The following is a 25,599-nucleotide window of genomic DNA, read 5'->3' as shown; positions in this document are numbered from 1 at the left end:
GCACGCGGTACTTTGACTGGTCTATTTATTCATAAAAATAGATTAATTAGGCTTACTTGCGCAGGTGAATTCAACTCACTGAGCTTGGCAAAGCAGCTTGGTGGCCCTCGCATGGAAAAACTAAGAGTAGCACTGGACTGGACGCCAAACACCAATCACACTGGCTTTTTTGTTGCCCAGGCATTGGGGTATTATACCGAAAACAACCTCGAAATCGAGCTTGTAACGCCCTCCACGGACCACTACCTCCTGACGCCCGCCAAGAGACTAGAGCTACAAGAAGTGGACTTTGCCGTTGCTCCCATAGAAAGCGCCATCAGCCTCAATACCAAGCTACAACCCGTGGCTGTCAAGGCCATTGCCGCTTTGCTGCAAGACGACCTGAGTGCTATTGCGGTGCTGGAACGCAGCGGTATTCAAGCCCCTAGGCAACTGGACGGCAAAACGTATGCCTCCTACAAAGCCCGCTACGAAGACGATATCGTGCGGAAAATGATTGCCAACGACGGCGGTACGGGCAGCATCAGCATCACCTACCCCGATAAACTGGGCATCTGGGATACCCTGCTGGCCGGCCAAGCCGACGCCACTTGGATATTCATGAACTGGGAAGGCATAGAAGCGGAAACGCAGGGCATTGCCTTGAACTACTTCAAGCTTTCCGACTACGCTATACCTTACAGTTATTCGCCGGTGCTGATTGCCCGGGCCGATGCCATCGAGCAGAAGCGGCAGCTGTATCAGGATTTTCTGCGCGCCACCAAGAAAGGCTACTTGTACGCCAAGGAAAACCTCGAGCACAGCACCACTATACTGTCGGAGTTTGTGCCCGAAAAAGACCGGCACAACATTGACTTGTTGAAGAGCCAACTCTACACCGGCCGCCACTACGGCGACGAAACCACCTGGGGCAGAATGAATTTGTCGCTGGTGGAAATTTTTGTGGCGTGGCTGAAAACGCACAGCTCAGAAACCAGCTCCATTGAAGCAGCCAGTTTTTGTAGCAACGAGTTGCTCACTTAACTTAATCTGAATAAATCCCCTTCAGCCTTCCATCCGCTACGTACTAGTGCCTGACGTGGCGCATTGCTTGACCGCCCAAGCACGCAGGCAAACGGCCTGACCAAACCCGATACTGGCCGCGTGACTTCTGGTAGTCCTCGCTCCTACTCGCGCCCGTGGGCCAGCCGTGCCGCTTTTTTGCTTTCTCCCCATCAAGATTATACATCTTTTTTCAACCTCCTATGACCAACCCTAGCACTGCCTCCATTGACGAGCAAAGTGTAACCACCATCCGCCTGCTGTCTGTAGACATGGTGCAGGCGGCCAATTCTGGGCACCCAGGCTTGCCACTCGGTGCGGCGCCGATGGCGTACGTGTTGTTCTCGCGGTTTTTGCGCTTCAACCCCCAAGACCCCAAGTGGCCGAATCGGGACCGGTTCGTGCTGTCGGCAGGCCATGGCTCGGCCCTGATCTACAGCCTGCTCCATCTGTATGGCTACGACTTGCCAATGGATGAGTTGAAGCAATTCCGCCAGCCTGGCGCGCGCACCCCTGGTCACCCCGAGTCCAACGTGACGCCCGGTGTGGAAGTAACAACCGGCCCCTTGGGCCAAGGCTTCGCCAACGGAGTGGGCATGGCGATGGCCGAGGCGCACTTGGCGGCCACGTACAACAAGCCCGGCCACACGGTGCAGGACCATTACACCTACGCCATTGTCAGCGACGGTGATCTGATGGAAGGTGTTGCTTCAGAGGCGGCCTCCCTGGCAGGCCACCTGAAGTTGGGCAAGCTCATCTTCCTTTACGACGACAACGACATCTCGCTCGACGGCCCTACGAGCCTGGCGTACACCGAAGACGCTATGAAGCGCTTCGACGCCTACGGCTGGCACACCCAGCGCGTAGCCGATGGCAACAACCTCGACGAAATTGAGGCTGCCATCAAAGCCGCGCAGGAAGAGACGGAGAAGCCTTCAATTATTTCGGTGAAGACCGTTATCGGATTCGGCTCGCCGCTGGCTGGCACCAGCAAGGCCCACGGCAGCCCCCTCGGCCCCGACAATGTGAAGAAAGCCAAGGAATTCTTCGGCTGGAATCCGGAAGCCAGTTTTGTAGTGCCCGAGGAAGTGTACGAGCACCTGCGCAAGCCCGGCCAGCAAGGCGCCGAGCTGCAAAAAGAGTGGGACGCCCAGTTCAAGAAGTACGAGCAGGAATTCCAGGCCGAAGCCCAGCAGTTCCACGTTTCCTTTAACGGCGACTTGCCCGACGGCTGGGACAAAGACCTCCCCGTGTACACGCCGGCTGATGGCGAGCTAGCTACCCGCCAGGCCTCCGGCAAAGCCCTAACGGCCATCAAGAAAGCAGTGCCCTTCATGTTCGGCGGCTCGGCTGACTTGGCTTCCTCCAACGAAATGGATAAGTCGGGCGACGACAGCTTCCAGCCCGGCCACTACGAGCGCAGCAACATCTGGTTTGGCGTGCGAGAGCACGCCATGGGCGGCATCATGAATGGCATGGCCCACCACGCGGGCGTGCGCACTTATGGCGGCACCTTCCTTACTTTCTCCGATTATATGCGCGGCGCCATCCGCCTCACGGCTCTCGCTGAATCGGCTGCCACGTTCGTTTTCACCCACGACAGCATTGGCTTGGGCGAAGACGGCCCGACGCACCAGCCGATTGAGCAAGTGGTATCGTTGCGCACCATTCCGAACATCGTAGTGCTGCGCCCCGGCGACGCCAACGAAACCACCGAAGCCTGGCGCATTGCCATGACCACGCCCAAGTCGCCGGTCTGCCTGATTTTGTCGCGTCAGAAACTGCCGATTTTCGACCAGACCGTATTGGGCTCAGCCCGCGAAGGTGTGGCTAAAGGTGCCTACATTTTGAGCGAGGCCGAAGGCGGCACGCCACAGCTCATTTTGGTGGCTACGGGCTCGGAAGTGAGCTTGGCCCTAGAAGCGCAGAAGGTGCTGCAAGGCGAAGGCACCGCAACCCGCGTGGTGAGCATGCCGTCGTGGGAGCTGTTCGAGAAGCAGGACAAGGCTTACCGCCAGCAGGTATTGCCACCGTCGGTACGCAAGCGCGTGACCATTGAGGCGGGTTCGCCAATCGGCTGGGCCAAGTACGCCACCGACGAAGGTACCAGCATCAGCATGAACCGTTTCGGCGAGTCGGCTCCGGCGGAACATCTCTTCGAGGAGTTTGGCTTCACGGTGCAGAACGTCGTGAAAGTCGCGCATAATGTACTGAACGGTCAGCCCGAAGAAGAAGACAAAAAGCAAGTGGTTTCGTAAGCGGCGCGAGCAGGTAGCCTACCTGTAGCTCGGAACGGATTTCCGCGCTACAAGTAGGCTAGCTTCCACTTCCTACATTCGCTTTCCACACTATTCCCCTGTCATGAATCCATTAATTGCCATCCGCGAGTTTGACCAAAGCATCTGGCTTGACTTCATCCGTCGCAAAATTCTGATCAACGGCGAATTGAAGCGCCGCATCGACAACGAGGCCTTGCGCGGCGTAACCTCCAACCCGGCCATTTTCGAAAAGGCTATTGGCGGTTCCGACGACTACGACGGAGCCATTAAGAGCCTGGCCCTGCAAAACAAAACCACCGACGAAATCTACACGGAGATGGTTATTGCAGACATTCAGCACGCCTGCGACCTGTTCCGCCCGCTCTACGACAGCCACGACAACTCGTCCGACGGCTACGTGAGCCTGGAAGTGTCGCCTACGCTGGTTAACGACACCGAAGGCACCATCGAGGAAGGCATCCGCTTCTGGAAAACGGTGGACCGCCCGAACGTGATGATTAAGGTACCGGCCACGCTGGAAGGTTTGCCCGCCATCCGCCGGCTCATCGCCGAAGGCATCAACGTCAATGTGACTCTGATTTTCGGATTGGAGCGTTACCGCTTGGTGGCCGAAGCCTACATTGCCGGCCTCGAAGACCGGGTGAAAGCCGGCCTGCCCCTCGACAACATCGACTCAGTAGCCAGCTTCTTCCTCAGCCGCATTGATGTGCTGATTGACCCGATGCTGGAGAAAATTGCTGCCGAAGGTGGTGAGAAAGGTGCGTTGGCCGAAAGCATGGTGGGCGAAGTGGCCTTATCGAGCGCCAAGCAAGCCTACCAAATCTATAAGGAGATATTCCAGGGTCCGCGCTGGGAGGCACTGCAAGCCAAAGGTGCCGATACGCAGCGCCTGTTGTGGGCCAGCACCGGCAACAAAAACCCGAAGTACGACGACCTGAAGTACATCGAAAACCTGGTTGGCCCGAAAACGGTGAACACCGTACCCACCGAAACGCTGGACATTTTCCGCGAGAAAGGCCAGCCCGCCAACCGCTTGGAAGAAGGCCTCGACAAAGCTGCCGACGTACTGCGCCGGTTGCCCGAGTTGGGTATCAACCTGGAAGAGCAAGCCAACGCACTGGAAGAGGATGGCGCCAAAAAATTCAAGGAGCCCTTCGCCAAGCTGATGGACTCAATTGAGAAGAAGCGCCTGGCAGCGCTGGAGCTAACCACGGCTCCGGCAGAACTGGCGCTGGGTCAGTACCAGGCCGATGTAGATGCCAAAGTGAAGGAGTTCAACAATAAGAACTTCACCGAAGGCTTCTGGAACAAGCAGGCTGATCTGTGGGTGCAGGACGCCGAAGGGCAGGAAAGCATCCGCAGCTTCATGGGCTGGTTGCGCGTGGCCGAAACGATGGTAGCGGCAGTGCCCGCCATTGAGCAATTCGCGCAGGAGGTGAAAGATGCCGGCTTCAAGCACGTAGTAGTGATGGGCATGGGCGGCAGCACGATGGCGCCGATTGTGTTCAAGGAGAGCTTCAAGCAGGACGAGAGCGGCTTGCCTATCTCCGTGCTCGATACCACCGACCCCACCACGGTACATCAGATTGAAGAGTCGGTGCCGCTGGCCGATACGCTGTTCATTGTGGCCAGCAAATCGGGCACGACGGCCGAGCCGCTGGCGTTTGGCGACTATTTCTACGACAAGGTCAAGCAGATTAAAGGCGACAAAGCCGGCGAAAACTTCGTGGCTATTACCGACCCCGGCTCGAAGTTCGTGGCCTCGGCTACGGCGCAGGGCTACCGCCACATCTTCCTGAATTTTGCGGAAGTAGGCGGCCGGTTCTCCGCCCTCACCTATTTCGGTCTGGTGCCTGCCGCCATGTACGGCTTGAGCACCGGCGAGATTCTGGGGCGTGCCGTACTGATGATGCGTGCCTGCGGCGCTTATGGCAACGTAGAGCAAAACCCCGGCGTGGAGTTGGGTGTGGCACTGGGCGTGCTAGCCAAGCAAGGCCGCGACAAGCTGACGTTGATTGTACCCGAGTCGTTGAGCAGCTTCGGGCTGTGGCTAGAGCAGCTGACGGCGGAAAGCACGGGCAAGCAAGGCACCGGCATCATGCCGATTGCCGGCGAGCCGGTGCGCGAGCCAGCGCAGTACGGTAATGACCGGGTGTTTGTGTACGTGGGCTACCAGAACGAAGCAGACGACGCCAACAAGCAGGCGTTGCAAGCCTTGGAGCAAGCCGGCCACCCCGTGGTGCGGATTACGCTCGAAGATGCCTATGACTTCGGCCAGGAGTTCTTCCGTTGGGAAGTAGCCATTGCTGTAGCCAGCGCCGTGCTGGAGATCAACCCCTTCGACCAGCCCAACGTGCAAGCCGCCAAAACGGCTACCGATGCGTTGATGAAAGTGGTGGAACAGGATGGCAGTTTGCCCGAGGGCGACGCGCCTGTAGTAACTGAAAACGGCGTAGCGTACTACACCGCCGTGTCGGGCTCTGATGCCGCCGGGGTGCTCCAAGCCTTCTTCGACCAGGCCAAGGCCGGCGACTTCCTGTGCTTGCAAGCCTACCTGACCGAAACGCCAAGCCTAAACCAGAGCCTCGACCAGTTCCGGGCGCAGGTGCAGGAGCAGTTGCACATTGCTACGGCTTCGGGCTACGGTCCGCGCTTCTTGCACTCCACGGGTCAGTACCACAAGGGTGGGCCGAACAATGGCCTATTCGTGCAGTTCACCAAAGACCACCCGCAGGATCTGCAACTGCCCGGCCGCTCCTACACGTTCGGTACGTTCCAGAACGCGCAAGCCGCCGGCGACCTGAAAGCCTTGCACGACTACGACCGTCGTACGCTGCACATCCACCTGGGCGCCGATGCCGAGCAGGGTCTGCAAACCGTACTGACAGCCTTGCAAGCGGCTACGTTGCAGGCCAAGTAATCGAGTAACCTACTAGGCTAAAGCCGGTTTGGTGCTGCTAGTGCCAAGCCGGTTTTTTTGCTTAATTTTAACAATCGATTGTGTAACTCTTTACCTTTTCAGAATGCCCCTGAACTCCCACAAAAAAGCTGTTTCCTTGTTCCGCTATGCTGTCTTAGCTGGCATTTTGGGAACGATGGCCTTGCCCTTCACGGCTACGGCCCAAAACCCGGCTTCTACGGCCCCGGCTGGCAACCCCATCATCAAGCAAAAGTACACCGCCGACCCGGCTGCCTTCGTGCACAAGGGCACTGTGTACCTCTATACTGGCCATGATGAAGCCCCTGCCCGGCAGGAGCGCTACGTGATGCACGACTGGCTGGTCTTTTCCTCGACCGACATGGTGAACTGGACCGAGCACCCCTCGCCCCTCGCCGTGAAAGATTTCACGTGGGCCAAAGATGATGCGTGGGCCTCGCAGGTGATTGAGCGCAACGGCAAGTTCTACTGGTACGCCGCCGTAGAGCACGCCACCGTCAATGGCAAAGCCATTGGTGTAGCCGTATCTGATAGCCCGACTGGCCCTTTCAAAGATGCCCGCGGTTCGGCGTTGATTTCAAGCGACATGACGCCCGACGACAAAATCAGCTGGGCCGACATTGACCCCTCAGTTTGGATCGACGAAAAAGGCCAGGCCTATCTGTTTTGGGGCAACACCACGTGCTACTACGCTAAGCTCAAGCCGAACATGACTGAGCTAGATGGCCCAATCAACAAAGTAGCCTTACCCAATTTCACGGAAGCGCCTTGGGTGCACAAGCGCGGCGACTGGTACTACCTCTCGTATGCTTCGGGCTTCCCCGAAAAGATAGTATACGCCATGAGCCGCAAGATTGAGGGCCCTTGGGAGTACAAAGGCATCTTGAACGAAATAGCTGGCAACTCCAACACCAACCACCAGTCCATCATTGACTTCAAAGGCCAGTCGTATTTCATCTATCACAACGGCGCCATCAACACCGACGGCGGCAGCTTCCGCCGCTCCGTCTGCATTGACTACCTGTATTACAATAAAGACGGCACGCTCAAGCGCGTGGTAATGACCACCGAAGGCGTAAAGCCAGCGAAGTAAAAACATCCGTTGTCGCTGCTGCGCGCAGCTAGCATAAGTGAAAAGGGCCGTTCTGCTAAGCAGGACGGCCCTTTTCATAACTGGGTTTATGTCTTATACCTGTTTACAGCCTTACCACGTCAGGTGCAGCAGTGACACGCCTTGGCGAGGGAGTTTGAAACGAAGGGTGGTTTTGTTGTCTTTAATTTCACCCACGTAGGCGAATTAAGCAGGGCGAGTTGGCCGGCTTGTTCGAGTTCGGTGCGTTGAGCAGCGGATACGTTTTGCGGGGAGCCCATTTTCTGCCACCTGGTGTAGGAGTTGCTATGCTCGCCATCAATGCGATAGTGCTGCACCAGGGCTTGCGGCGCGGTTAGGCCCTGCAACTCGATTTCCACTTCGGAGGCAGCGGCGGGCAGGTCGTCGTTGTGGTAATTCCAGACGAGTACATTGGCGGAGCGGCCGTTGGTGGACGCTAAGGCGCTGATGTCGGCGCGCTGGCTTTGTGCGCCTTCACGCAGTTCAGGCAACGTGAGGGCGCTGGCGTTGCTGACGGCTACCCGCTGCCCACCCATGAGGCCCATCATTCGAAACACGTTGAGCACGGGCTTATCGACGCCGTTGGTGGCCAGGTCGCGGAAGCCAGCAAACCAGGGCTGGTTCTCAAATTCAAACGACCAACTGACCGCGCCTAACAGGTTTACTTTATACTCATCGGCCAACTCATATAGATGAGAATACGCGGAGGCCGTGTAACTGGAATACATGGTGCCGTTGCGGTAAGCATTTTCTGGGCTCAGGTCCACAGAGCAGGCGGCGCAGCCTTCGGGGTCGTTTTCTCCGATGATGATGGGCAAGTTCTTGTACTGCGGAAACGAGGCCACGATTTTGAAGCCTTCGGTGAGGTCCTTGAACTGCGTACCCATGTTCATCCGTACGTGGCCGTCCACCACTTTGGGTCCGCCTTTGGCGTGGAACGTGATGAAGTCGAGGCGGGTGCCGGTTTTGCCGGTGGCGTAGTTGGTGCCGGTGGCACAGTGCTGCAAGAAGTCTTTCAGGAAGTTGGCGGCTTTGTCCCAGCCAGGGCCGGTGGTTTCGGGGCCGCCGAGCTGGATGCCGGGGCAGGCGCGGTGCACGGCGTCTTCGGTATAGTCGAACAGCTTGCTGTACTCTTCGGGCGTGCCTTTCCAGTAGCCGATGTTGGGCTCATTCCACAGTTCCCACGGCCAACTTTTCACCTCGGCCTCGCCGTAGCGCGCCACGCAGTGCTTCACCCACTGATATACCAGCTCCGACCATTTCTTGTAATCCTTGGGCGGATAAGCCCACCCGGTATAGATGTCGTTGTAGTTGTCGCCGGGCTTCCAGTGGTGGCGATACGGCACCGGGTGCGACGACAAGGCTTCCGGCATAAACCCGATTTGCGCAATAGGCTTCATGCCCCGCGCCAGATACGTATCAAAAATCTGGTCGGCTATTTTCCAGTTGTAGATGGGCCGGCCTTTTTTGTCTTCGGTGTAGGCGTTGGTCGAGCCCCATTTGAGGGCGGGCGTACCGTCGCCGGTGGTGAGCAGATTGTGGGTCCGCACGTACACGGTGGTCGGGCTCAAGGCCGCTAGCTCGGTGAGCAGCTTCTGCCCATCCTTCATATAGGTGTAGTTGGGCTCGTCGTACCCGAAATACGCCCACATCGGGTACATGGGGCCTTTTGGCTTCGCCAAATCCACCTGAATGGAAACCGGCGCTGCGGGTGCTTGCGCCTGCACGGTGGAAGCACCGGCCAATACGCTTACCAGGGTCATCAAACCAAGCAAGTGACGAGGCAGCGGAGGCGGAGGCGAGGCAAATTTTTTCATGCAGCAGAGAAGTACGGGTGGAAAGAGGCGCGGGACAATCTACCAATCCTACGTGGTAAACACAACCGATTGTGTAACTGCTCGTACCTTTGCGCGACTATTGTCTACCATGCTGCCATCTACTACCAAGAGCCGAATTGCCGTTGCGGCCGTTTTCTTTCAAGCAGGCATCTGCTTTGCCAGTTGGGCTTCTCGCATTCCGGATATCAGCTCGAAGCTCGGTTTAAGTGAGGGAGACATCGGGCAACTCCTGCTTGCCATGCCTGTCGGCTCCCTCTTTGCGCTGCCCTTGGCTGGCTGGCTGGTGCACACCTGGGGCAGCCGGACGGTGGTACTGCTCTCGGCAACGCTATACGCGGTGTTTCTGCCGCTGCTTGGGTGGGTGGAAAGCTTCTGGACGCTAGCCCCGGCGCTGGCCTTGTTTGGCTTTGCCGGCAATCTGCTGAACGTGTCCGTCAACACCCAGGCCATTAATGTGCAGGCGCACTACGGCAAACCCATTATGGGCTCGTTTCATGGGCTCTGGAGCTTGGCGGGCTTCCTAGGTGGCGCCCTCGGAACGCTGCTCATTGGTTGGCAGCAGACGCCCCTTTTCCACTTCCTGCTGGTAGCAGTGCTGGGGGTAATCCTTATTGCGGTGGCCCATCAGTTCACGTTGCGCCAAGACGAAGGCAGCGAGGCCGGCGGCCTGAGCTTGCGCCGCCCCGAGCCTTACCTGTTGCGCATTGGCCTTATTGCGTTCTGCGGTATGCTCTGCGAGGGCTGTATGTTTGATTGGAGCGGCGTGTACTTCCAGCGGGTGGTGCGGCCCGATGCTGCGCTGGTGACTAGCGGCTACGTGGCCTGCATGAGCACCATGGCCCTCGGCCGCTTCCTCGCCGACTACTTCACCCACCGTTTCGGGGCCACTCGGATGCTGCAAGTCAGCAGCGCCCTCATAGCGTCGGGGCTGCTGCTGGCCGTGCTGCTTCCATACTTGGTGCCCGCTATTATCGGGTTTCTGCTGGTAGGTTTTGGTATTGCCTCGGTTACGCCCCTCTCCTACTCGGCGGCCGGGCAGGCGCGCACCGTGTCGCCGGGGGTGGCGCTGGCACTGGTTTCAACCATCGGGTATTTCGGGTTTCTGCTTGGCCCGCCGCTGATTGGCTTGCTAGGGGAAGTGTTCAGCCTGCGTGTCTCTTTTGCGCTAGTGGCCATGATGGGAGCCGTGGTTGGCGTATTGGCCGCCGGCATCACCTCCAAATCCGCCAAAGTGCGCACTCCCGCGTAGCGGTTAGCTGAGCACCCTCGCCGTAGGTATAAGCTGAATGGCCTGAAGGGTTGTTAGTGCATTTTCGCCGAAACCTGTTTCACCGTAGGTCCCGTCGAGCCCCTGATAATCAGTTCGGATTTCAATTCCAGGTTCTGTGCGGAAGTTGCAGCCATGTTTTTGATGATGGACTTAAACAGAATTTTAGCGGCTTCCTGCCCAATGGCATAGGCTGGCTGCGTGATGGTGGTGAGCGGCGGTTCCAGCAACGAGGCAATATCCAGGTTGGAAAACCCAATGACCTTTACGTCGTCGGGAATGGTGAGGCCCAGGTTGCGGCAGGCCTCGTAGCTACACATAGCCAGGCTTTCAACCGACGCAAAAAACCCGTCTATATCGGGCCGTTTCAGCAGTAGCGCCTGAATTGTTTGGGTGTCTTGCTCTTTGTTGGATTGCGTGTGCACCACCAACTCCTCGTCGTACGCAATACCGTTGGCTTTCAGGGCATCTATGTAGCCCTGCATCCGGCGCTTGCCGATGGAGAGGCGCTCGGAAACCGTCAGGTGCGCTATGCAACGGCAGCCGTTGTCGAGTAGGTGTCGGGTGGCCTGGTAGCTGCTTTCGTAGTCGTTGGTAGTGACGCTGGCCGTGGTCATTTTCTCGTGCACCCGATCGAAAAAGACCAACGGAACACCTCTTTCCTGCAAGGAGGCCAAGTGGCTGAAATCCTCCCCGTTGTTCACCACCGATACCAATACGCCCTCCACCCGGCCGTTGGCCAGCAGCCGAGTCACCGCCAGCTCGCGCTCGTAGTCTTCGTGGGTCAGGTAGATGAGCACATGGTAATTGTTTGCTCTTGCTACCGCTTCTATACCGTTGATAGCCAGCGAAAAGAAATGATTGGCCACCTCCGGAACCACGACGCCAATGGTCTTGCTCTTCTGGCGGCGCAAGCCACTGGCGTATGGATTGGGCTCGTAGTTCAGCTTGCTTGCTAGTTCGCGCACCCGGTCTTTGGTGGCCTGCGATATATCGTACCGGTCGTTGAGGGCTCTTGAAACGGTGGCAACAGAGAGGTTGAGTTCTTCCGCTAGTCTTTTCAGGTTTACTGGTTTCATAGTTCAAGTTATAGATAACAACTTATCTATCAGAAACCCGGTTGCAGAGTGCAATGCCGCTACAGAAACAACGCGCACAACAAATCAGAGCTACTCGGCTGGTAGTCTGTTGGCTTGCCTAGCTGAAGTTGAACTCGGGCCGCCACTTCTCAATGGTATGATTATAAATAGCCTGGTTGGCCATGTATACCGCGCAGGCCACGCGCGCCCCCGTAAATACGTTGGAATCGGGCATTTTTTTGTCGCTTACGGCCTTGTAGAAGTCCCGCAACGCATACCAAGACCCATCTTTCAGGGGCTCGGTGGTGATGGGAATACCGCCGTTCTTGTCCCACGTAATTTTGGTGGCTCCCGTCACGCCATCCACGGTGCCATACTGCTTCAGCGTTTCCTTCTCGGGGTAATAAATGCCTTGGTCGATGAGCAGCGAGATAGTGCCTTTGGTGCCTTTTAGTTTGAATAGATACCCGTCGCGGGCATTGCCGCAGGTGGCCCCGAAGTTGCCGACCATGCCCTCACGAGCGTACCGCACCATCACCTGCACGTTGTCGTATGTTTCCCGGCCGTCCTTGTAATAGTCGATGCCGCCGGTCCCGAATATCTCATCGGGGTAGGTGTTAAAGGCCCAGTGGATGAAATCGAGCTGGTGAGAAAGTAGCTCGGCGGCTAGCCCCCCCGAGTACTCCCGGTACATGCGCCAGTTGATTTTGCGCTCCAAGCTCGGGTCTGGCACGGGGCGGCGCCAACTGCCGTTCCGGTCCCAGCGGCAGTCGATCTGCGTTACTTTTCCCAGGTACCCCTGGTCTATCATCTCCTTAACGCGGTAGTACAGCGGTGAGTAGCGGTACTGGTGCCCGACTTGCAGAATCTGGTTGGGACGCTGCTGCGCTAGCGTCACCAGTTCCGTGGCCTGCTCGATGTTGTGGGTCATCGTTTTCTCGAGGTACACTTGCTTGCCGGCCAGCAAGGCAGCTTTAGCTACCGCGAAGTGCAGGTTCAGCGGCACCGAGATAATGACGGCATCCACGTTGCGCGAATCGAGCAGGGCGTGGTAGTCGGCGTAGGTTTTGGCCTTACTGGCCGAACCGATTTTCTGGGCATCGCGCAAGCGAAACGGCAGCTCGTCGCACAGGGCCACTACCTCGTACTGGTCGGGTAGTTCTTGCAAAATCTTGAGCAGCCCGGTGCCCCGGTCACCGCACCCGATAACACCAATTTTCAGTTTACCAGCGGCGGGTGGTGCGGCAAAAGCTTCTCCTAGCTGGGTGCCAACCAGTAGGCCGCCCGTGAGCAGGCTAGTTTTCTTGAGAAAGTCGCGTCTGGGAAGGTGGATCATGAGGAGAAAGTAGCTGGGGGAATTTCGGAGAGGTTGTGTCGGCAACGGTACCGTTGGGGCGCCGGTAGATAAGGTAGGCGTGAAGGCGGCGGTGCTTTTGCAAAAAAGTTAGCGCTTTTACCACGCCCATTCCCATCAGGGCATTGTCGTAGGCGTCGGCAGTCATGGCGTCTGGGGCCACTACCGTCACGCTGATCATTTCATTTTGGAAGGGGTAGCCGCTTTTTGGGTCGATGAGGTGCGCGTTTCGCACTGCTCCTTCTCGTTTGAATTTACGATAGTTGCCGGAAGTGGTAACACCGCCGGCGTCAAGTTCTATGATTTGCTGCATTGCTGTCAGTTGCCAGCTGCTGGTATCAGGCCGCTCAATGCCAATGCGCAGCCGCTGCCCACTCGGCCACTTGCGCCCCCGCACTCGGATTTCGCCGCCCAACTCCACCAAGTAGTTCCGAATGTGCTTGCGCTCCAATAGGGCCGCCAACTCATCCACGGTGTAGCCCTGCGCAATACCGTTCAAATCTAGGTGCACCGCCGCCACACGCTTCACCAGAGAATCGCCACGCCACTGAAGTTTGTCGGAGCCGATGGCCGGCAGAATGGCTTGGATGGCGGCGGGCGAAGGGGCCGTTTCGGTGGGGCGGGTACCAAAGCCCCAGGCCTGCACCAGTGGTTGCACGGTTGCATCAAACAGCCCGTCCGTTTGCTGATAAACTTCCAGCGCCTTGCCCACTACCACCCGCAAGTGGCGGTCGGCCACCACTCCCCTCCGCGACTGATTGAATTGATTGATCAACGAGTTGGGCTGATACAGCGAGAGCGAAGCATCTATTTCGGCGAGCTGCTGACGGACTTCCGCAGTTGCCACCACGCTATCTGGGGCGTAGTATGTGATGGTATAGGTGGTTCCTTGCGCATAACCCTGGAGTTGAAACGGCCGAAGCGGCGCGTTGCCACCCGGAAACAGCCACAGCACAAAGGCAAGAACAACACCGCAATTCATGATTTAAAGTAACTAGTCAGATGCACGCGTAGCCGTTGGATCAGGGCTTTGCTATAAATACAAGCCTGTGGGTAATCATACTAAAGTTCGCCAGTTAACCGGCGGTGTGTATCCTGTAGATACCGGTGCTTGTCACTGCTAGGTACTACCACTCATTTCACTATTGCAAGTCTAAGTAGCACTTCCACTCGACTATTTCCGTGCTTCTACTCAGGTCGAGGGGAAACTACCATTCGGGAGAGTACAGGAGAGTTACCGAAAAGGGTATCTTTAATATGAGTCCCAATAGCAATTATTTCGCTTTGCTCCCTCGCAGTACGCGCTGTCCGCTACTGCTTTGCTCTCGGCGCTTTCGGCCGGAGTCTGCTTGCCGCCTACTCTTTTTGCTGCTTACCTCATTTGAAGTAAATATCCAAGTACGCTTGTGCTATCGATTGCGTTTTCCGAAAACGTTTGCGTAACTAAACACCCTATTTGCTTAACTATCTGATGCTGTTTGCTTCTAGCTTAGCGACGTGCATTAGGGCCGTAGGCGCCAGATAGCAAGCACTGGCTGGAAGTACGACTTGACCATTGCAGACCTGTTTCAATTTTTCCTCACCCTTCCACACTCCCGTCACTGTATGACTGCACGCTACTCTCCCCCCACCCGCAAGATGCCGCTCTTGTTGCTGTTGCTCCTGCTTTGCTTCGCCTCCGGGGCGTGGGCTCAGCAAGGCACCACCGAAATAAGCGGCCGCGTAGTTGATGAAAAAGGAGCCGGCCTACCCGGCGTGACGGTACAGGTGAAGGGCACTACGGTGGGTGCCAGCACCGACCCAGACGGCAAATTCACGTTGCAAGCACCGGCTAGTGGCACCGCACTTGTTATTTCTTCGGTGGGCTTGGTTGCCCAAACCGTCAACATCGACGGCCGCAAGCAAATCAACGTCACGCTGAAAGAAGATTCGCAGGCCTTGGCCGATGTGGTAGTAGTAGGCTATGGCACCCAAAAGAAAAGCCAGACCACCGGCGCCATCTCCTCGGTTACTTCCAAGGAAATAGCGGAATTACCCGTAACCAACGCCCGCCAAGCTTTGCAGGGCCGTGCCGCGGGTGTCGATGTTATCCAGTCGGGCAGCGAGCCGGGCGGTGGCGTGACGGTCCGTATCCGGGGCCGCCGTTCCATCAACGCGTCCAACGACCCACTGTATGTGGTGGACGGGATACCTGTGGCGGGCGGCATCGACGACATCAACCCGCAGGATATTGCCTCGCTGGAAGTACTCAAAGACGCTTCGGCTACCGGCATCTACGGCTCGCGCGGGGCCAATGGCGTGGTACTGGTAACGACCAAGCGCGGCAAAGCTGGTAAAACCGTGGTGAGCTACGATGCTTACGCGGGTTTCTCGAAAGCGCTAGGCCAAGTGGACGTAATGAACGGCCCCGAATTTGCGGAATACAAGCGGGAAGCGTACCGCACAGCCGGCATCTACCTCGACAACGACCCAACTGTTTCCGACCAAAAAACCTTCACCGCCGTGGAGCTAGAGGGCATTGCCCAAGGCCGCAGCACCGACTATCAGAAACTGCTGTTGCGCACCGGCTCTATCCAGAGTCACCAGGTGGGCGTGCAGGGCGGCAGCGAGAAAACGCAGTTTTCCGTTTCCGGCAACTTCTTTCAAGAGAAAGGCATCCTGAAACGCACTGACTTCACCCGCTACACGTTCCGCGTCAACCTCGACCACCAAATCAACGACCGGATTAAAATAGGCACTTCCACGTTCGGGGTGTACAGCCTCAACAACGGCGCCGACAGCCCGATCAACAACCCGGCGTTTGATGGCTTCCCGAACCCCAACTACGTGATTCGGGGCTTCCACCCCTTCGGCGGGGCGCTATCGGAAAACCCGCTCGGCCGGCCCTTCGACGACCAAGGCAACATCATCTTCCTGCCTACTCCTGATGGCTTGCGCTCCAATCCGGCGTCGGAGGTGGTGAAGGGTGCCAACATTGCGGAAACCAAAACGGTCCGCATTTTCAACAGCGTGTACGGCGAGTGGAAAATCGTGGATGGGCTGAAGTACCGCGTCAATTTCGGTCCTGACTTCACCAACCAGCGCTTTGGTCGTTTCACCGGTGCTCTTACCAACGCGCGGCGCAATGGCGCCCCCACGGCCCGCGTCGAGAACGGCCAGCGCTTCAACTACACCATCGAGAACATCTTGACGTACAACAAGATCTTCAACACGGTGCACAACCTAGGCATCACGGCCCTGCATTCCGTTCAGCGCGATAACTACGAAACCAGCTTTATTGATGTAAATGCCGTGTCGGCGGAGTCACAGGAGTTCTACAACCTCGGGCAGGCTGGCTCGTTCAACGCGCCTGGCACCGACTTGCAGACCTGGACGTTGCAGTCGTTTATGGGCCGGGTGAACTACGACTTCAAAGAGAAGTATCTGCTGACCTTGACGGGCCGCTACGACGGTTCTTCGCGCTTCGGCTCCAACAACAAATACGGTTTCTTCCCCTCCGTGGCCGTGGGCTGGAACATGAGCGACGAGGCATTTCTGGACAATATTTCCTTCCTGGATCAGCTGAAACTGCGCGCCAGCTACGGCTCTATCGGCAACACGGGCATCTCGCCTTACCAAACCCAGAGCTTGCTGACCCGCACCAGTTACGCGTTTGGCACGTCGCCGGGCTACGGCTACCGGGTGGGTACCATTGCCAACAACGACCTGAAGTGGGAAACCACGAGTACCGGCAACATTGGCATCGACTTCATCTTGTGGAACGGCCGCCTTTCTGGTTCGGTAGAAGCGTACCAGGCTGATACGCGCAACTTGTTGCTGTACAACCAACTGCCGATTTCCAACGGCTTTGATCGGGTGCTTCAAAACGTAGGCCACACCCGCAACCGTGGCGTTGAGGTGACGCTCACCACGGTCAATATGAACACAGCTAACGGCTTCCGGTGGTCGACGGATTTGCAGTTTACGCGCAACCGCGAGGCCATCATCGAGCTGTTCAATGGCAAAAGCAACGACATCGGTAACCAGCGCTTTATTGGCCAGCCGCTGCAGGTGTATTACGACTACGAGAAGGTTGGGATTTGGCAGCTGGGCGAGGAGTCGGAAGCGGCTGCGTTTGGCCAGCGCATTGGGCAGATCAAGGTGAAAGACCAGAACGGCGACGGCAAAATCGACGCCGTCAACGACCGGGTTATTCTGGGCTCTACCATACCGAAGTGGGCAGGCGGCGTTACCAACCGCTTCGAGTTCAAGGGATTCGACTTGTCGTTCTTCATCTACGCCCGCATCGGCAACATGATCCGCAGCGACTTCCACAACACCACCAACTACCTGGCGGGCCGCTACAACAACCTGGACATCAACTACTGGACGCCGAACAACCCCACCAACGATTTCCCGCGCCCCAACAAAGACCAGGAGTTCCCGATCTACAACACTACGCTGCAATATTTCGACGGCTCGTTTGTGAAGGTGCGCAACATCAACTTCGGCTACAATGTTGGCCCCGCCATTGTGCAGCGTTTGAAGCTCAGCGGTTTGCGCCTGTACACCAGCATTCAGCAGCCGTTCATCTTTGCCGAATTCCGCTCGAAGTACAAAGGCATCGACCCCGAAACGTCGGATGTGGTCAATAACAACCAGATTCCTTCGGTTCGGCAAATCACGTTCGGCCTCAACGCTAAATTCTAAGGTTCTCAGGCCCGCACTCTCAATTAGAACGACATGAAGACCTTCGCATACAGCAAATCTATTGTAGCAGCCGTTCTGCTCTCACTAGCCTCCACAGGTTGCAAAGACTTATTGGAAGAGGAAGTGGTATCCCAAGTCGGCGCCGACTACATCACTACGCCGGCTGGTTTTGAAGCCGGCGTGCGCGCCGTATACTCGTCGTTGCGCGACTTTTACGGCCGGGAAAACGGCATGAACTTGACCGTATTTGGCACCGACACCTACACGTTCGGCTCGGATGGCACCTACAAGTACATGAACCAGTATACCACCCAGCTGGATAGCCGCACGCAGCCCATTATCGATGTGTGGAATGCCTTTTACGTGGGCATCAATACAGCCAACGCCGTTATCGACCAGGCGCCGAACGTGACGGGCCTGGATGAAGCCGTAAAGAAGCGGCGGGTAGCGGAAGTGAAAGTGCTCCGGGCGCACCACTACTTTGTGTTGGTGCAGCAATACGGTGATGTTCCGTTGGTCTTGAACCAGAGCATAACCGCTAACAAAGAAGCCACCCGAACGCCTGCCAAAGACGTGTACGCGGCCATTGTACAGGACCTGGAATCGGCGCTGCCCGATCTGACGGCCACCACGCCGGAGTATGGTCGGGTAACGAAAGGTGCCTGTGAGCACCTGCTGGCCCGGGTGTACCTAACCAAGGCTACCTCGGTAGCCGCCGCTTCCGACGACTACACGAAGGCGGCTACGTACGCCCAAAACGTCATCAAAAACTACTCGTACCGGCTGCTGCCCGACTACGCGAGCGTATTCCAGCAGGGCGCCGGGGAAATCAACGAGGAAGTAATTTTCGCCACGCAGTACACCTCCGACCCTACCACCAACGGCGTGGGCAACGAGACCCACCTGTACTACGTGATGGAATACGACGTCCAGGCCGGGATGAAGCGCGACGTGACAATCGGCCGGCCCTTCCGCCGCTTCCGGCCCACGACCTACATGCTGGAAACGGTCTTCAAGGACCGGGTCAACGACTCGCGTTACCAGAAAAGCTACCGGACGGTGTATTATTGCAACAACCCCGGCACGTTCACCAACCTCTTCGACACGTCGAAACCATCCGTAACCTTTAAATTGGGCGACACGGCTATCTATCTGCCTGGCTACGAAATGCCGCTGGCACAACGGGCCAAAAAGCCTTATCAAGTGATGGTTCCCAGCTTGTATCGTCCTAACCTGTTCCCCACCCTAACCAAGTTTCTGGACCCGCTCCGCCCCGATTTGCAGTACCAGCCTGGCAGCCGCGACTTCCTGATGTTCCGCCTGGCGGAAACCCATCTGATTGCCGCGGAGGCCTTGCTGAAAAGCGGCAAAGCTGCTGACGCGCTACCGTTCATCAACGCCGTACGTCGGCGGGCTGCTTTCCCCGGCAAAGAAACCGCCATGCAAATCACCGCCAATCAGTTGACCATGGAGTTCATCATGGAAGAGCGGGAGCGGGAGCTACAGGGCGAGATGTTCCGTTGGTTTGACTTGAAGCGCTGGGGCTTATTGGTGGAGCGAGTAAAACTCTACAACCCCGACGCCGCCGCCAACATCAGAGCGGGCAAGCACGAGTTGCGTCCTATTCCACAGGACCAGATTGACCGCACGGCGGGTGGGGTGGCGGCCTTTCCACAAAACCCTGGCTACTAGTATAGAGGCGCTGCCGCTGGCAGCGCCTCTCGTTTAGATTTCACCTTCCAAAAGTCACCATGTTAGAAAAAGTCACAGCTGTAACCCTCGGAGCCGCCTGGACGGCCTTGTCATTCGTTGCGCCCGGCCCGGCCCCGGTTCTCACCCCCACCAAGGCAGCCGATACGTGGCAGAATTTGTTTGATGGCAAAACCCTGACCGGCTGGAAACGCCTGGCCGGCACCGCCGACTACAAAGTGGAAAACGGCGCCATCGTCGGGACGACGGTCATGAACTCTGGCAACACGTTTCTGGTCACCGAGAAGGAATACGGCGACTTCCAGCTAGAGCTGGATATCATGCTGGAAAGCAACGTCAGCAACTCGGGCGTGCAGACGCGCAGCCACTTCAACACGCCCGGTTTCGAGAACAAGGTGTACGGCCGGCAAGTGGAAATCGACCCCTCCGAGCGGAGTTGGTCGGGGGGCGTGTACGACGAGGCGCGCCGGCAGTGGCTGTACCCGCTGGATTTGAACCCCAAGGCCAAGCCGCTTTTCAAGGTGGGGCAGTACAACCACGTGAAAATTGAGTGCATCGGCAACGAAATGAAAACCTGGCTGAACGGCACGCCCGTGGCCTACGTGGTGGACCCTGTGGATGCTAATGGCTTTATTGGCTTGCAAGTGCACGGCATCACCACCAAAGAGCAGGAAGGCAAAAAGGTGTATTTCAAGAACATCAAGATTAATACCACCAACCTCAAGCCCAGCGCCTTCCCCACCGACATTTACGTGGTGAACTTCATGCCCAACATGCTGACGCCCTACGAGAAAGAGCACGGCTGGAAGCTGTTGTTTGACGGTAAATCCTCGGCGGGGTGGCGCAGCGCCAAAGGCACCGCCTTCCCCGCCAAAGGCTGGCAGGTGAACGATGGCACCATGAGCGTGCTGCCCGCCGAAGGCAAAGAATCAACCAACGGCGGCGACATCGTTACCAATGCCCAGTATAAGGCGTTTGACTTGTCGTTCGAGTTCAAGCTGACGCCGGGCGCTAACAGCGGCGTGAAATACTTCGTGACGCTAGCCGAGAAAAGCCAAGGCTCAGCCATTGGTCTGGAATATCAAGTGCTCGACGACGAGCTGCACCCCGATGCCAAGCTCGGGCGCGACGGCAACCGCACGCTGTCCTCACTTTACGACCTCAAGAAAGCCGACAAGAACCCGCGCTTCATTCACAAGATTGGCGAGTGGAACGTGGGCCGCGTGGTAGTCCACCCCGACAACCGGGTGGAGCACTACCTGAACGGCTCCAAAGTGCTGGAATACACGCGCGGCTCCAAGGAGTTCAAAGATTTGGTGGCCATCAGCAAGTACAAGGTATGGCCGAACTTCGGCGAGGCACCGGCCGGCCACATCCTGCTGCAAGACCACGGCGACAACGTCTCGTTTCGGAGCATCAAAATCAAAGAGTTGAAGTAATTACTCGCCTTCTCCACCACCCTCAACTTCCCGTTTTTTATGTCATATCAACGTCGCGATTTTCTTAAAACCACTGCCCTGGCCAGCGCTGGGGTGATGTTTTCGCAGGTTTCCTGGTCGGCTAGCAGCTACAAACGCATCATCGGGGCCAACGACCGGGTGCGGGTTGGCGTGGTTGGCTTCTCTGACCGCCACCGCAATTCGCACATGCCCTGTTTTATGAACCACTACAAAGAACTGAACTTCGACGTGGTGGCCGTGTCTGACATCTGGAAACAGCGCCGGGACGAAGGTGCCGCCATGTGGAAGGAGAAGATGGGGCACGACGTGGTGGCCTATCGCAACAACGAGGAGATGTACGCCAAGAAAGGCGTGGATGCCGTGTTTGTGGGCACCGCCGACTTTCAGCACGCACTGCACGCCATTGAGGCCGTGAAGGCCGGCTGCGACGCTTACGTGGAAAAGCCCTTTGCCGAAACCATGGAAGACAACCGGGCGGCCCTGAAAGCTGTGAAGGCGTCCAAGCAAATCGTACAGATTGGCTCGCAGCGCCGTAGCGGCTCCAACTATCACGCCGCTGATGCCTTCATCAAGTCCGGTAAGTTCGGCCCGATTACGATGGTGGAGCTCACCTGGAACGTGAACCAGCCGGGCCGGTGGCGCCGCCCCGCGCTGCTCAGCCAGCTCAAGGAATCCGACACCGACTGGAAACGGTTTTTGATGAACCGCCCCTCCGAACCCTTCGACCCGCGCAAGTATTTGGAGTACCGCCTGTTCTGGCCCTACTCCTCGGGTTTGCCAGGCCAGTGGATGAGCCACCAAATTGATACGGTGCACTGGTTTACGGGCCTGCAACACCCGCGCAGCGTGGTAGCCAATGGCGGCATTTATATGTGGAAAGACGGCCGCCGCAACTGGGACACCATCACGGCCGTGTTCGACTACGGCCCTACCAACGACCCGTCTAGTGGCTTCCAGGTGACGTTTGGCTCCCGCATGCACAACGGCGACGAGCGCCCCACCGAAATCTACTATTCCAACGGCGGCGAGCTGAACCTGAACACCAACAAGGTGATACCCAGGGGCGGCCTAACCAAACGACACGCCGACGAAATGCAGATGCAGGCCAACTTGCTGACCGAGTTCAGCTTGTCGGAAGTTACGGCCGTGGCGGCATCAGCCAATACGGGCGGTGATATGCTTACGTCCAACCACGTGCGCAACTGGATGGAATGCATCCGTAGCCGCAAGCAGCCCAACGCGCCGGTGGAAGCCGGCTACTACCACTCCATTGCCAACATCATGACCACGGCCGCCGCGCATACCGGCCTGAAGGCTACGTTTGATGAGAAAACGCAGGAAGTGATGGTCGGGGGCAAAGCGTTTACTTCTTAATCTGTTTCAGACACGCACTATGAGGAAAGTTCTTTGCTTGCTCTTGACGGTAACTTGCTGGTCGGGGGTGCAGGCGCAGCAAAAGGAGGCGGTGCGCATCACTAAAGATCCGAAAGCCAAGAAAATTGATGTGTTCGTGGGCAAGCGGCTGTTCACCAGTTTTCTGTACCCCGATACGCTGGAAAAGCCTGTTCTCTACCCATTGCACGCCGCCAATGGCACCGTCGTGACGCGCGGCTTCCCGGTGGCGCCCAAGCCCGGCGACCCCAACGACCATCCCCACCACCTTGGGTTGTGGTTGAACTTCGAGAACGTCAACGGCCTCGACTTCTGGAACAACTCCTATGCCATTCCCACCGAGAAGAAAGGCTCCTACGGCTGGATCAAGACCGACAAGATCTTGGAAACCACCAGCGGCCCCACCGGCACGCTAGCCTACCACGCCAACTGGACCAACCAGAAAAACGAGGTACTGCTGGAAGAAAACACCCGCTTCGAATTCAGCGGCACCGACCGGGAACGGACCATCGACCGGGTCACGACGCTCAAGGCCAATACGGAAGTCACGTTTACCGATGCCAAGGATGGCCTGCTTGGCTTGCGCGTGGCGCATGAGCTGCAAATCCCGAGCGACAAAGACGAGAAGTTCACCGACAGCAAAGGCATCGTGACGGTGGTGAAAGCCGGTACCGACAAAGTTCCGAACGGCACCTTCCTCACCAGCACCGGCAAGCGCGGCAACGACGCCTGGAGCACCCGCGCCGCGTGGTGCAAGATGTACGGCAAGATGGGGCAGGATTCGGTGAGCATCACCATCCTCGACCACCCCAAAAACCTGAACTATCCCACGTTCTGGCACGCCCGCGGCTACGGCTTGTTTGCAGCTAACCCCCTCGGCGAGAAAATCTTTACTAACGGCGCAACCGCCAAAAACCTGCAACTCAAGAAAGGCGAATCGGTGACGTTCCGCTACCGCGTGCTGATTGATGGAGGCCGCAACACCCCCTCCGCCAAGCAGCTCAACCAAGCCGCCGCCGACTTCGCCAAGAAGAACGTGGCCGTGAAGTAAGCCCTGGCGTTCCGAGGTACACTACTGGCTGATTGCTACCAGAAACAGGATGGTGAAAGATGGGTAGGTCCTTCTTTCGCCATCCTGTTTATATTGAAGGCAGATTGACAGTTCACCCAAGCAGATCAACAAAATGAAATGTGCTTCTCTTACGCTTTTGCTTTTCAGCTTTCTAGGGCTGCAATCCTCTTTTGCGCAGTCGAAAAATGCGCTAACCTTCAACCATTCCGCTATTTGCGTGCGCGACCTTGCTGCTAGCAACAGTTTCTACAAGTCAGTTTTGGAGCTAGAGGAAACGCCCAACCCTTTCAACGACGGCCGCCATACCTGGCTGAAGATAGGTTCGGGCTTGCAGATGCACATCATTCAGGGCACCTGCACGGTAACGCCGGAAAAGAACGTGCACCTCTGCTTCAGCGTGCCTTCCCTCACCACCTTGACCGGCCGCCTGGAAAAGCTAAAGGTGCGCTACACCAACCTCAAAGGCGACGCCCAAGCCGCTACCGTTCGAGCCGACGGTGTCAAGCAGATCTACCTGCAAGACCCGGATGGCTACTGGATTGAAATCAACGACGCCAAGTAGGGTGTTGGGGCCTGCGCAGTAGCTCTTCTGCGCAGGCCCTTCGTCTCAGTGACATTAGGGTGGCTGTTACCTGTTTCCCAAGAATAACAGCCCAAACAGACAAAGCAGCCGAAAGCCTTGGCTACGCCTTAGCAGGTTCCGCCTGGGTGATTTGAGATGCTCCCGACCACACCTGTAACGCCTGCACTGCACGGTTCCAGTTGGCAATGCCCTCCTGAATCTGAGGTTGCTCAGCTTTTGGGCTGTATTGCGTTTCCGCTTGGCTGAGCGCCTGAATTTCTTCTACGTTTTTCCAGTACCCGACTGCCAGCCCGGCTAGGTAAGCTGCGCCTAACGCAGTGGTTTCGGCCATATGGGGCCGCACTACGTTGGTGTGCAGTACATCGGCAAGAAACTGCATCAGGGTTTCGTTGACCGTTGCGCCTCCATCCACTCGTAGTTCGGCAATGGTCAGGCCTGCATCGGCTTGCATGGCTTCAAGCACATCCATGGTTTGGTAGGCAATGGCTTCCACAGCCGCCCGCGCAATGTGGGCCGCCGTCGTGGCCCTCGACATACCGAAAATAACGCCTCGCGCGTATTGGTCCCAGTGCGGCGCTCCAAGCCCGGCAAACGCCGGCACAAAGCACACGCCTCCGCTGCTGCTGACTTGCTTGGCCAGCTGCTCTACCTCGGCCGAGGTTTTGATGATGCCCAGGTTGTCGCGCAGCCATTGCACCACGGCGCCGGCAATGAAAATGCTGCCTTCCAGCGCGTAGTGCACCTGCCCGTTTATCTTCCAGGCTACGGTAGTAAGCAGCTTGTTTTCAGAAAGCCGGGCTTCGGTGCCAATGTTCATCAGCATAAAACAGCCCGTGCCGTACGTGCTCTTTACCATACCCGAGCGCACGCACTGCTGCCCAAATAAGGCCGCTTGCTGGTCGCCGGCAATGCCCGCAATCGGGATTTTGGAAGCGAAAATGGTGGTTTTGGTGTGGCCGTATATTTCACTCGACTGTCGCACGTCCGGCAACATACTGCGCGGCACCGCAAACAGCGCCAGCAGTTCGTCGTCCCAGGTGAGGGAGTGGATGTTGAAGAGCATGGTGCGCGAGGCGTTGGTTACGTCGGTGACGTGCAACTCGCCTTGCGTGAAATTCCAGATCAGCCAGCTATCCACGGTCCCGAAGGCCAGTTGGCCGGCTTCGGCTTGTTGGCGGGCGCCTTGTACGTGGTCGAGAATCCAGCGCACTTTGCTGGCCGAAAAGTAGGCGTCGAGCACCAAGCCGGTTTTGTTGCGGATCAGCTCCTCTTGCCCTTCTGCACGCAGCTGGTCGCAGTATTCGGCCGTGCGGCGGTCCTGCCACACAATGGCATTGTAGACCGGCTTGCCCGTTTTGCGGTTCCACACCACCACCGTTTCGCGCTGGTTGGTGATGCCAATGGCGGCAATACTCTTTCCGTTGCCGCCGGCTTTCACCGTGGCTTCGGCCGCCACTCCCGCCTGCGTCGACCAAATTTCCAGCGGATCGTGCTCCACCCAACCGGGTTTGGGAAAGATCTGCGTGAACTCCTTTTGCGCCTCTGACACGATGTGGCCTTTCTTGTCGAAAAGGATGGCGCGAGAACTGGTAGTGCCCTGGTCGAGGGCGAGGATGAACTGCTGCATAGTGGGCGGGGCGTTATCCAGGGAGGGAAGGTACGAGTAGGTGAAGAAGCGCAAAGCATTCGGCATGGCAATGCCTTGGTGCAAAATGGCAGCGTGGGGGGTATGAGTAACTGCTGACAACCCACCCATCAGAACAGCTGTCATTGACGCAGGAGGAAT

Annotated in this window: 16 protein-coding genes; 11 read left to right on the top strand and 5 right to left on the bottom strand. The window is 57.3% G+C overall.

Annotation, left to right across the window (positions count from 1 at the left end; genetic code table 11):
- The first annotated feature begins 111 nt into the window (after positions 1–111).
- From MTX78_RS07485 to MTX78_RS07470, 4 genes are all read left to right on the top strand, one after another.
- A complete protein-coding gene (locus MTX78_RS07485) occupies positions 112–1,023 on the top strand; it encodes an ABC transporter substrate-binding protein (protein WP_243801337.1) in 912 nt (303 codons plus the stop codon).
- A 221-nt stretch (positions 1,024–1,244) separates the two neighbouring features.
- The gene (gene tkt / locus MTX78_RS07480; protein ID WP_243801335.1) at positions 1,245–3,299 is read left to right on the top strand and encodes a transketolase; all 2,055 of its coding nucleotides are present in this window, start codon (positions 1,245–1,247) and stop codon (positions 3,297–3,299) included.
- Between the two features lie 103 nt (positions 3,300–3,402).
- Positions 3,403–6,240 carry a bifunctional transaldolase/phosoglucose isomerase gene (locus MTX78_RS07475; RefSeq protein WP_243801333.1) on the top strand — a complete coding sequence of 946 codons (2,838 nt, stop codon included), beginning with the start codon at positions 3,403–3,405 and terminating at the stop codon, positions 6,238–6,240.
- Between the two features lie 103 nt (positions 6,241–6,343).
- Positions 6,344–7,351, top strand: coding sequence for a glycoside hydrolase family 43 protein (locus MTX78_RS07470; RefSeq protein WP_243801332.1), 1,008 nt, complete (start codon positions 6,344–6,346; stop codon positions 7,349–7,351).
- A 119-nt stretch (positions 7,352–7,470) separates the two neighbouring features.
- On the opposite strand, the gene MTX78_RS07465 is transcribed toward MTX78_RS07470, so the two are convergent.
- Positions 7,471–9,186: a GH39 family glycosyl hydrolase gene (locus MTX78_RS07465; protein ID WP_317258935.1), complete on the bottom strand. Its 1,716-nt coding sequence runs from the start codon at positions 9,184–9,186 to the stop codon at positions 7,471–7,473.
- Between the two features lie 109 nt (positions 9,187–9,295).
- On the opposite strand from MTX78_RS07465, the gene MTX78_RS07460 reads away from it, so the two are divergent.
- A complete protein-coding gene (locus MTX78_RS07460; RefSeq protein WP_243801330.1) occupies positions 9,296–10,456 on the top strand; it encodes an MFS transporter in 1,161 nt (386 codons plus the stop codon).
- Positions 10,457–10,509: 53 nt separating this feature from the next.
- Here MTX78_RS07460 and MTX78_RS07455 read toward each other — a convergent pair whose 3' ends face one another.
- The 3 genes from MTX78_RS07455 to MTX78_RS07445 form a co-directional block, all read right to left on the bottom strand.
- The gene (locus MTX78_RS07455; protein ID WP_243801328.1) at positions 10,510–11,553 is read right to left on the bottom strand and encodes a LacI family DNA-binding transcriptional regulator; all 1,044 of its coding nucleotides are present in this window, start codon (positions 11,551–11,553) and stop codon (positions 10,510–10,512) included.
- 118 nt (positions 11,554–11,671) lie between these two features.
- On the bottom strand, positions 11,672–12,889 hold the full coding sequence (locus tag MTX78_RS07450) for a Gfo/Idh/MocA family protein (protein ID WP_243801326.1): 1,218 nt from the start codon (positions 12,887–12,889) through the stop codon (positions 11,672–11,674).
- A complete protein-coding gene (locus MTX78_RS07445) occupies positions 12,849–13,889 on the bottom strand; it encodes an FAD:protein FMN transferase (RefSeq protein WP_243801325.1) in 1,041 nt (346 codons plus the stop codon). Before MTX78_RS07445 ends, MTX78_RS07450 begins: the two co-directional genes overlap by 41 nt.
- A gap of 623 nt (positions 13,890–14,512) precedes the next feature.
- Here MTX78_RS07445 and MTX78_RS07440 point away from each other — a divergent pair.
- The 6 genes from MTX78_RS07440 (at position 14,513) to MTX78_RS07415 (ending at position 23,792) form a co-directional block, all read left to right on the top strand.
- The gene (locus MTX78_RS07440; RefSeq protein WP_243801323.1) at positions 14,513–17,596 is read left to right on the top strand and encodes a SusC/RagA family TonB-linked outer membrane protein; all 3,084 of its coding nucleotides are present in this window, start codon (positions 14,513–14,515) and stop codon (positions 17,594–17,596) included.
- Between the two features lie 33 nt (positions 17,597–17,629).
- Positions 17,630–19,288 (top strand): RagB/SusD family nutrient uptake outer membrane protein, encoded by a 1,659-nt coding sequence (locus MTX78_RS07435; protein WP_243801321.1) that lies wholly within the window; start codon positions 17,630–17,632, stop codon positions 19,286–19,288.
- A gap of 59 nt (positions 19,289–19,347) precedes the next feature.
- Positions 19,348–20,745, top strand: coding sequence for a 3-keto-disaccharide hydrolase (locus tag MTX78_RS07430; protein ID WP_243801320.1), 1,398 nt, complete (start codon positions 19,348–19,350; stop codon positions 20,743–20,745).
- A 39-nt stretch (positions 20,746–20,784) separates the two neighbouring features.
- Positions 20,785–22,140, top strand: a complete 1,356-nt coding sequence (locus MTX78_RS07425; RefSeq protein WP_243801318.1) for a Gfo/Idh/MocA family protein — start codon at positions 20,785–20,787, stop codon at positions 22,138–22,140.
- Between the two features lie 19 nt (positions 22,141–22,159).
- Positions 22,160–23,209 (top strand): DUF6807 domain-containing protein, encoded by a 1,050-nt coding sequence (locus tag MTX78_RS07420; protein ID WP_243801316.1) that lies wholly within the window; start codon positions 22,160–22,162, stop codon positions 23,207–23,209.
- Positions 23,210–23,366: 157 nt separating this feature from the next.
- On the top strand, positions 23,367–23,792 hold the full coding sequence (locus MTX78_RS07415) for a VOC family protein (protein ID WP_243801314.1): 426 nt from the start codon (positions 23,367–23,369) through the stop codon (positions 23,790–23,792).
- Positions 23,793–23,913: 121 nt separating this feature from the next.
- Here the strand turns inward: MTX78_RS07415 and glpK are convergent, their stop codons facing one another.
- Positions 23,914–25,440, bottom strand: coding sequence for a glycerol kinase GlpK (gene glpK / locus MTX78_RS07410; RefSeq protein ID WP_243802836.1), 1,527 nt, complete (start codon positions 25,438–25,440; stop codon positions 23,914–23,916).
- Positions 25,441–25,599: the final 159 nt, after the last annotated feature.

It is taken from the genome of Hymenobacter tibetensis (assembly GCF_022827545.1).
In the GTDB taxonomy this organism is placed as follows: Bacteria; Bacteroidota; Bacteroidia; order Cytophagales; family Hymenobacteraceae; genus Hymenobacter; species Hymenobacter tibetensis.
This window is presented reverse-complemented; position numbering and strand designations above follow the sequence as displayed.

Coding starts and splice junctions, on each gene's coding strand:
- tkt (WP_243801335.1), top strand. CDS start 1,245: ATGACCAACCCTAGCACTGCCTCCATTGACGAGCAAAGTGTAACCACC.
- MTX78_RS07460 (WP_243801330.1), top strand. CDS start 9,296: ATGCTGCCATCTACTACCAAGAGCCGAATTGCCGTTGCGGCCGTTTTC.
- MTX78_RS07445 (WP_243801325.1), bottom strand. CDS start 13,889: ATGAATTGCGGTGTTGTTCTTGCCTTTGTGCTGTGGCTGTTTCCGGGT.
- MTX78_RS07450 (WP_243801326.1), bottom strand. CDS start 12,889: ATGATCCACCTTCCCAGACGCGACTTTCTCAAGAAAACTAGCCTGCTC.
- MTX78_RS07420 (WP_243801316.1), top strand. CDS start 22,160: ATGAGGAAAGTTCTTTGCTTGCTCTTGACGGTAACTTGCTGGTCGGGG.
- MTX78_RS07425 (WP_243801318.1), top strand. CDS start 20,785: ATGTCATATCAACGTCGCGATTTTCTTAAAACCACTGCCCTGGCCAGC.
- MTX78_RS07470 (WP_243801332.1), top strand. CDS start 6,344: ATGCCCCTGAACTCCCACAAAAAAGCTGTTTCCTTGTTCCGCTATGCT.
- MTX78_RS07440 (WP_243801323.1), top strand. CDS start 14,513: ATGACTGCACGCTACTCTCCCCCCACCCGCAAGATGCCGCTCTTGTTG.
- MTX78_RS07455 (WP_243801328.1), bottom strand. CDS start 11,553: ATGAAACCAGTAAACCTGAAAAGACTAGCGGAAGAACTCAACCTCTCT.
- MTX78_RS07485 (WP_243801337.1), top strand. CDS start 112: ATGGAAAAACTAAGAGTAGCACTGGACTGGACGCCAAACACCAATCAC.
- glpK (WP_243802836.1), bottom strand. CDS start 25,440: ATGCAGCAGTTCATCCTCGCCCTCGACCAGGGCACTACCAGTTCTCGC.
- MTX78_RS07430 (WP_243801320.1), top strand. CDS start 19,348: ATGTTAGAAAAAGTCACAGCTGTAACCCTCGGAGCCGCCTGGACGGCC.
- MTX78_RS07435 (WP_243801321.1), top strand. CDS start 17,630: ATGAAGACCTTCGCATACAGCAAATCTATTGTAGCAGCCGTTCTGCTC.
- MTX78_RS07475 (WP_243801333.1), top strand. CDS start 3,403: ATGAATCCATTAATTGCCATCCGCGAGTTTGACCAAAGCATCTGGCTT.
- MTX78_RS07465 (WP_317258935.1), bottom strand. CDS start 9,186: ATGAAAAAATTTGCCTCGCCTCCGCCTCCGCTGCCTCGTCACTTGCTT.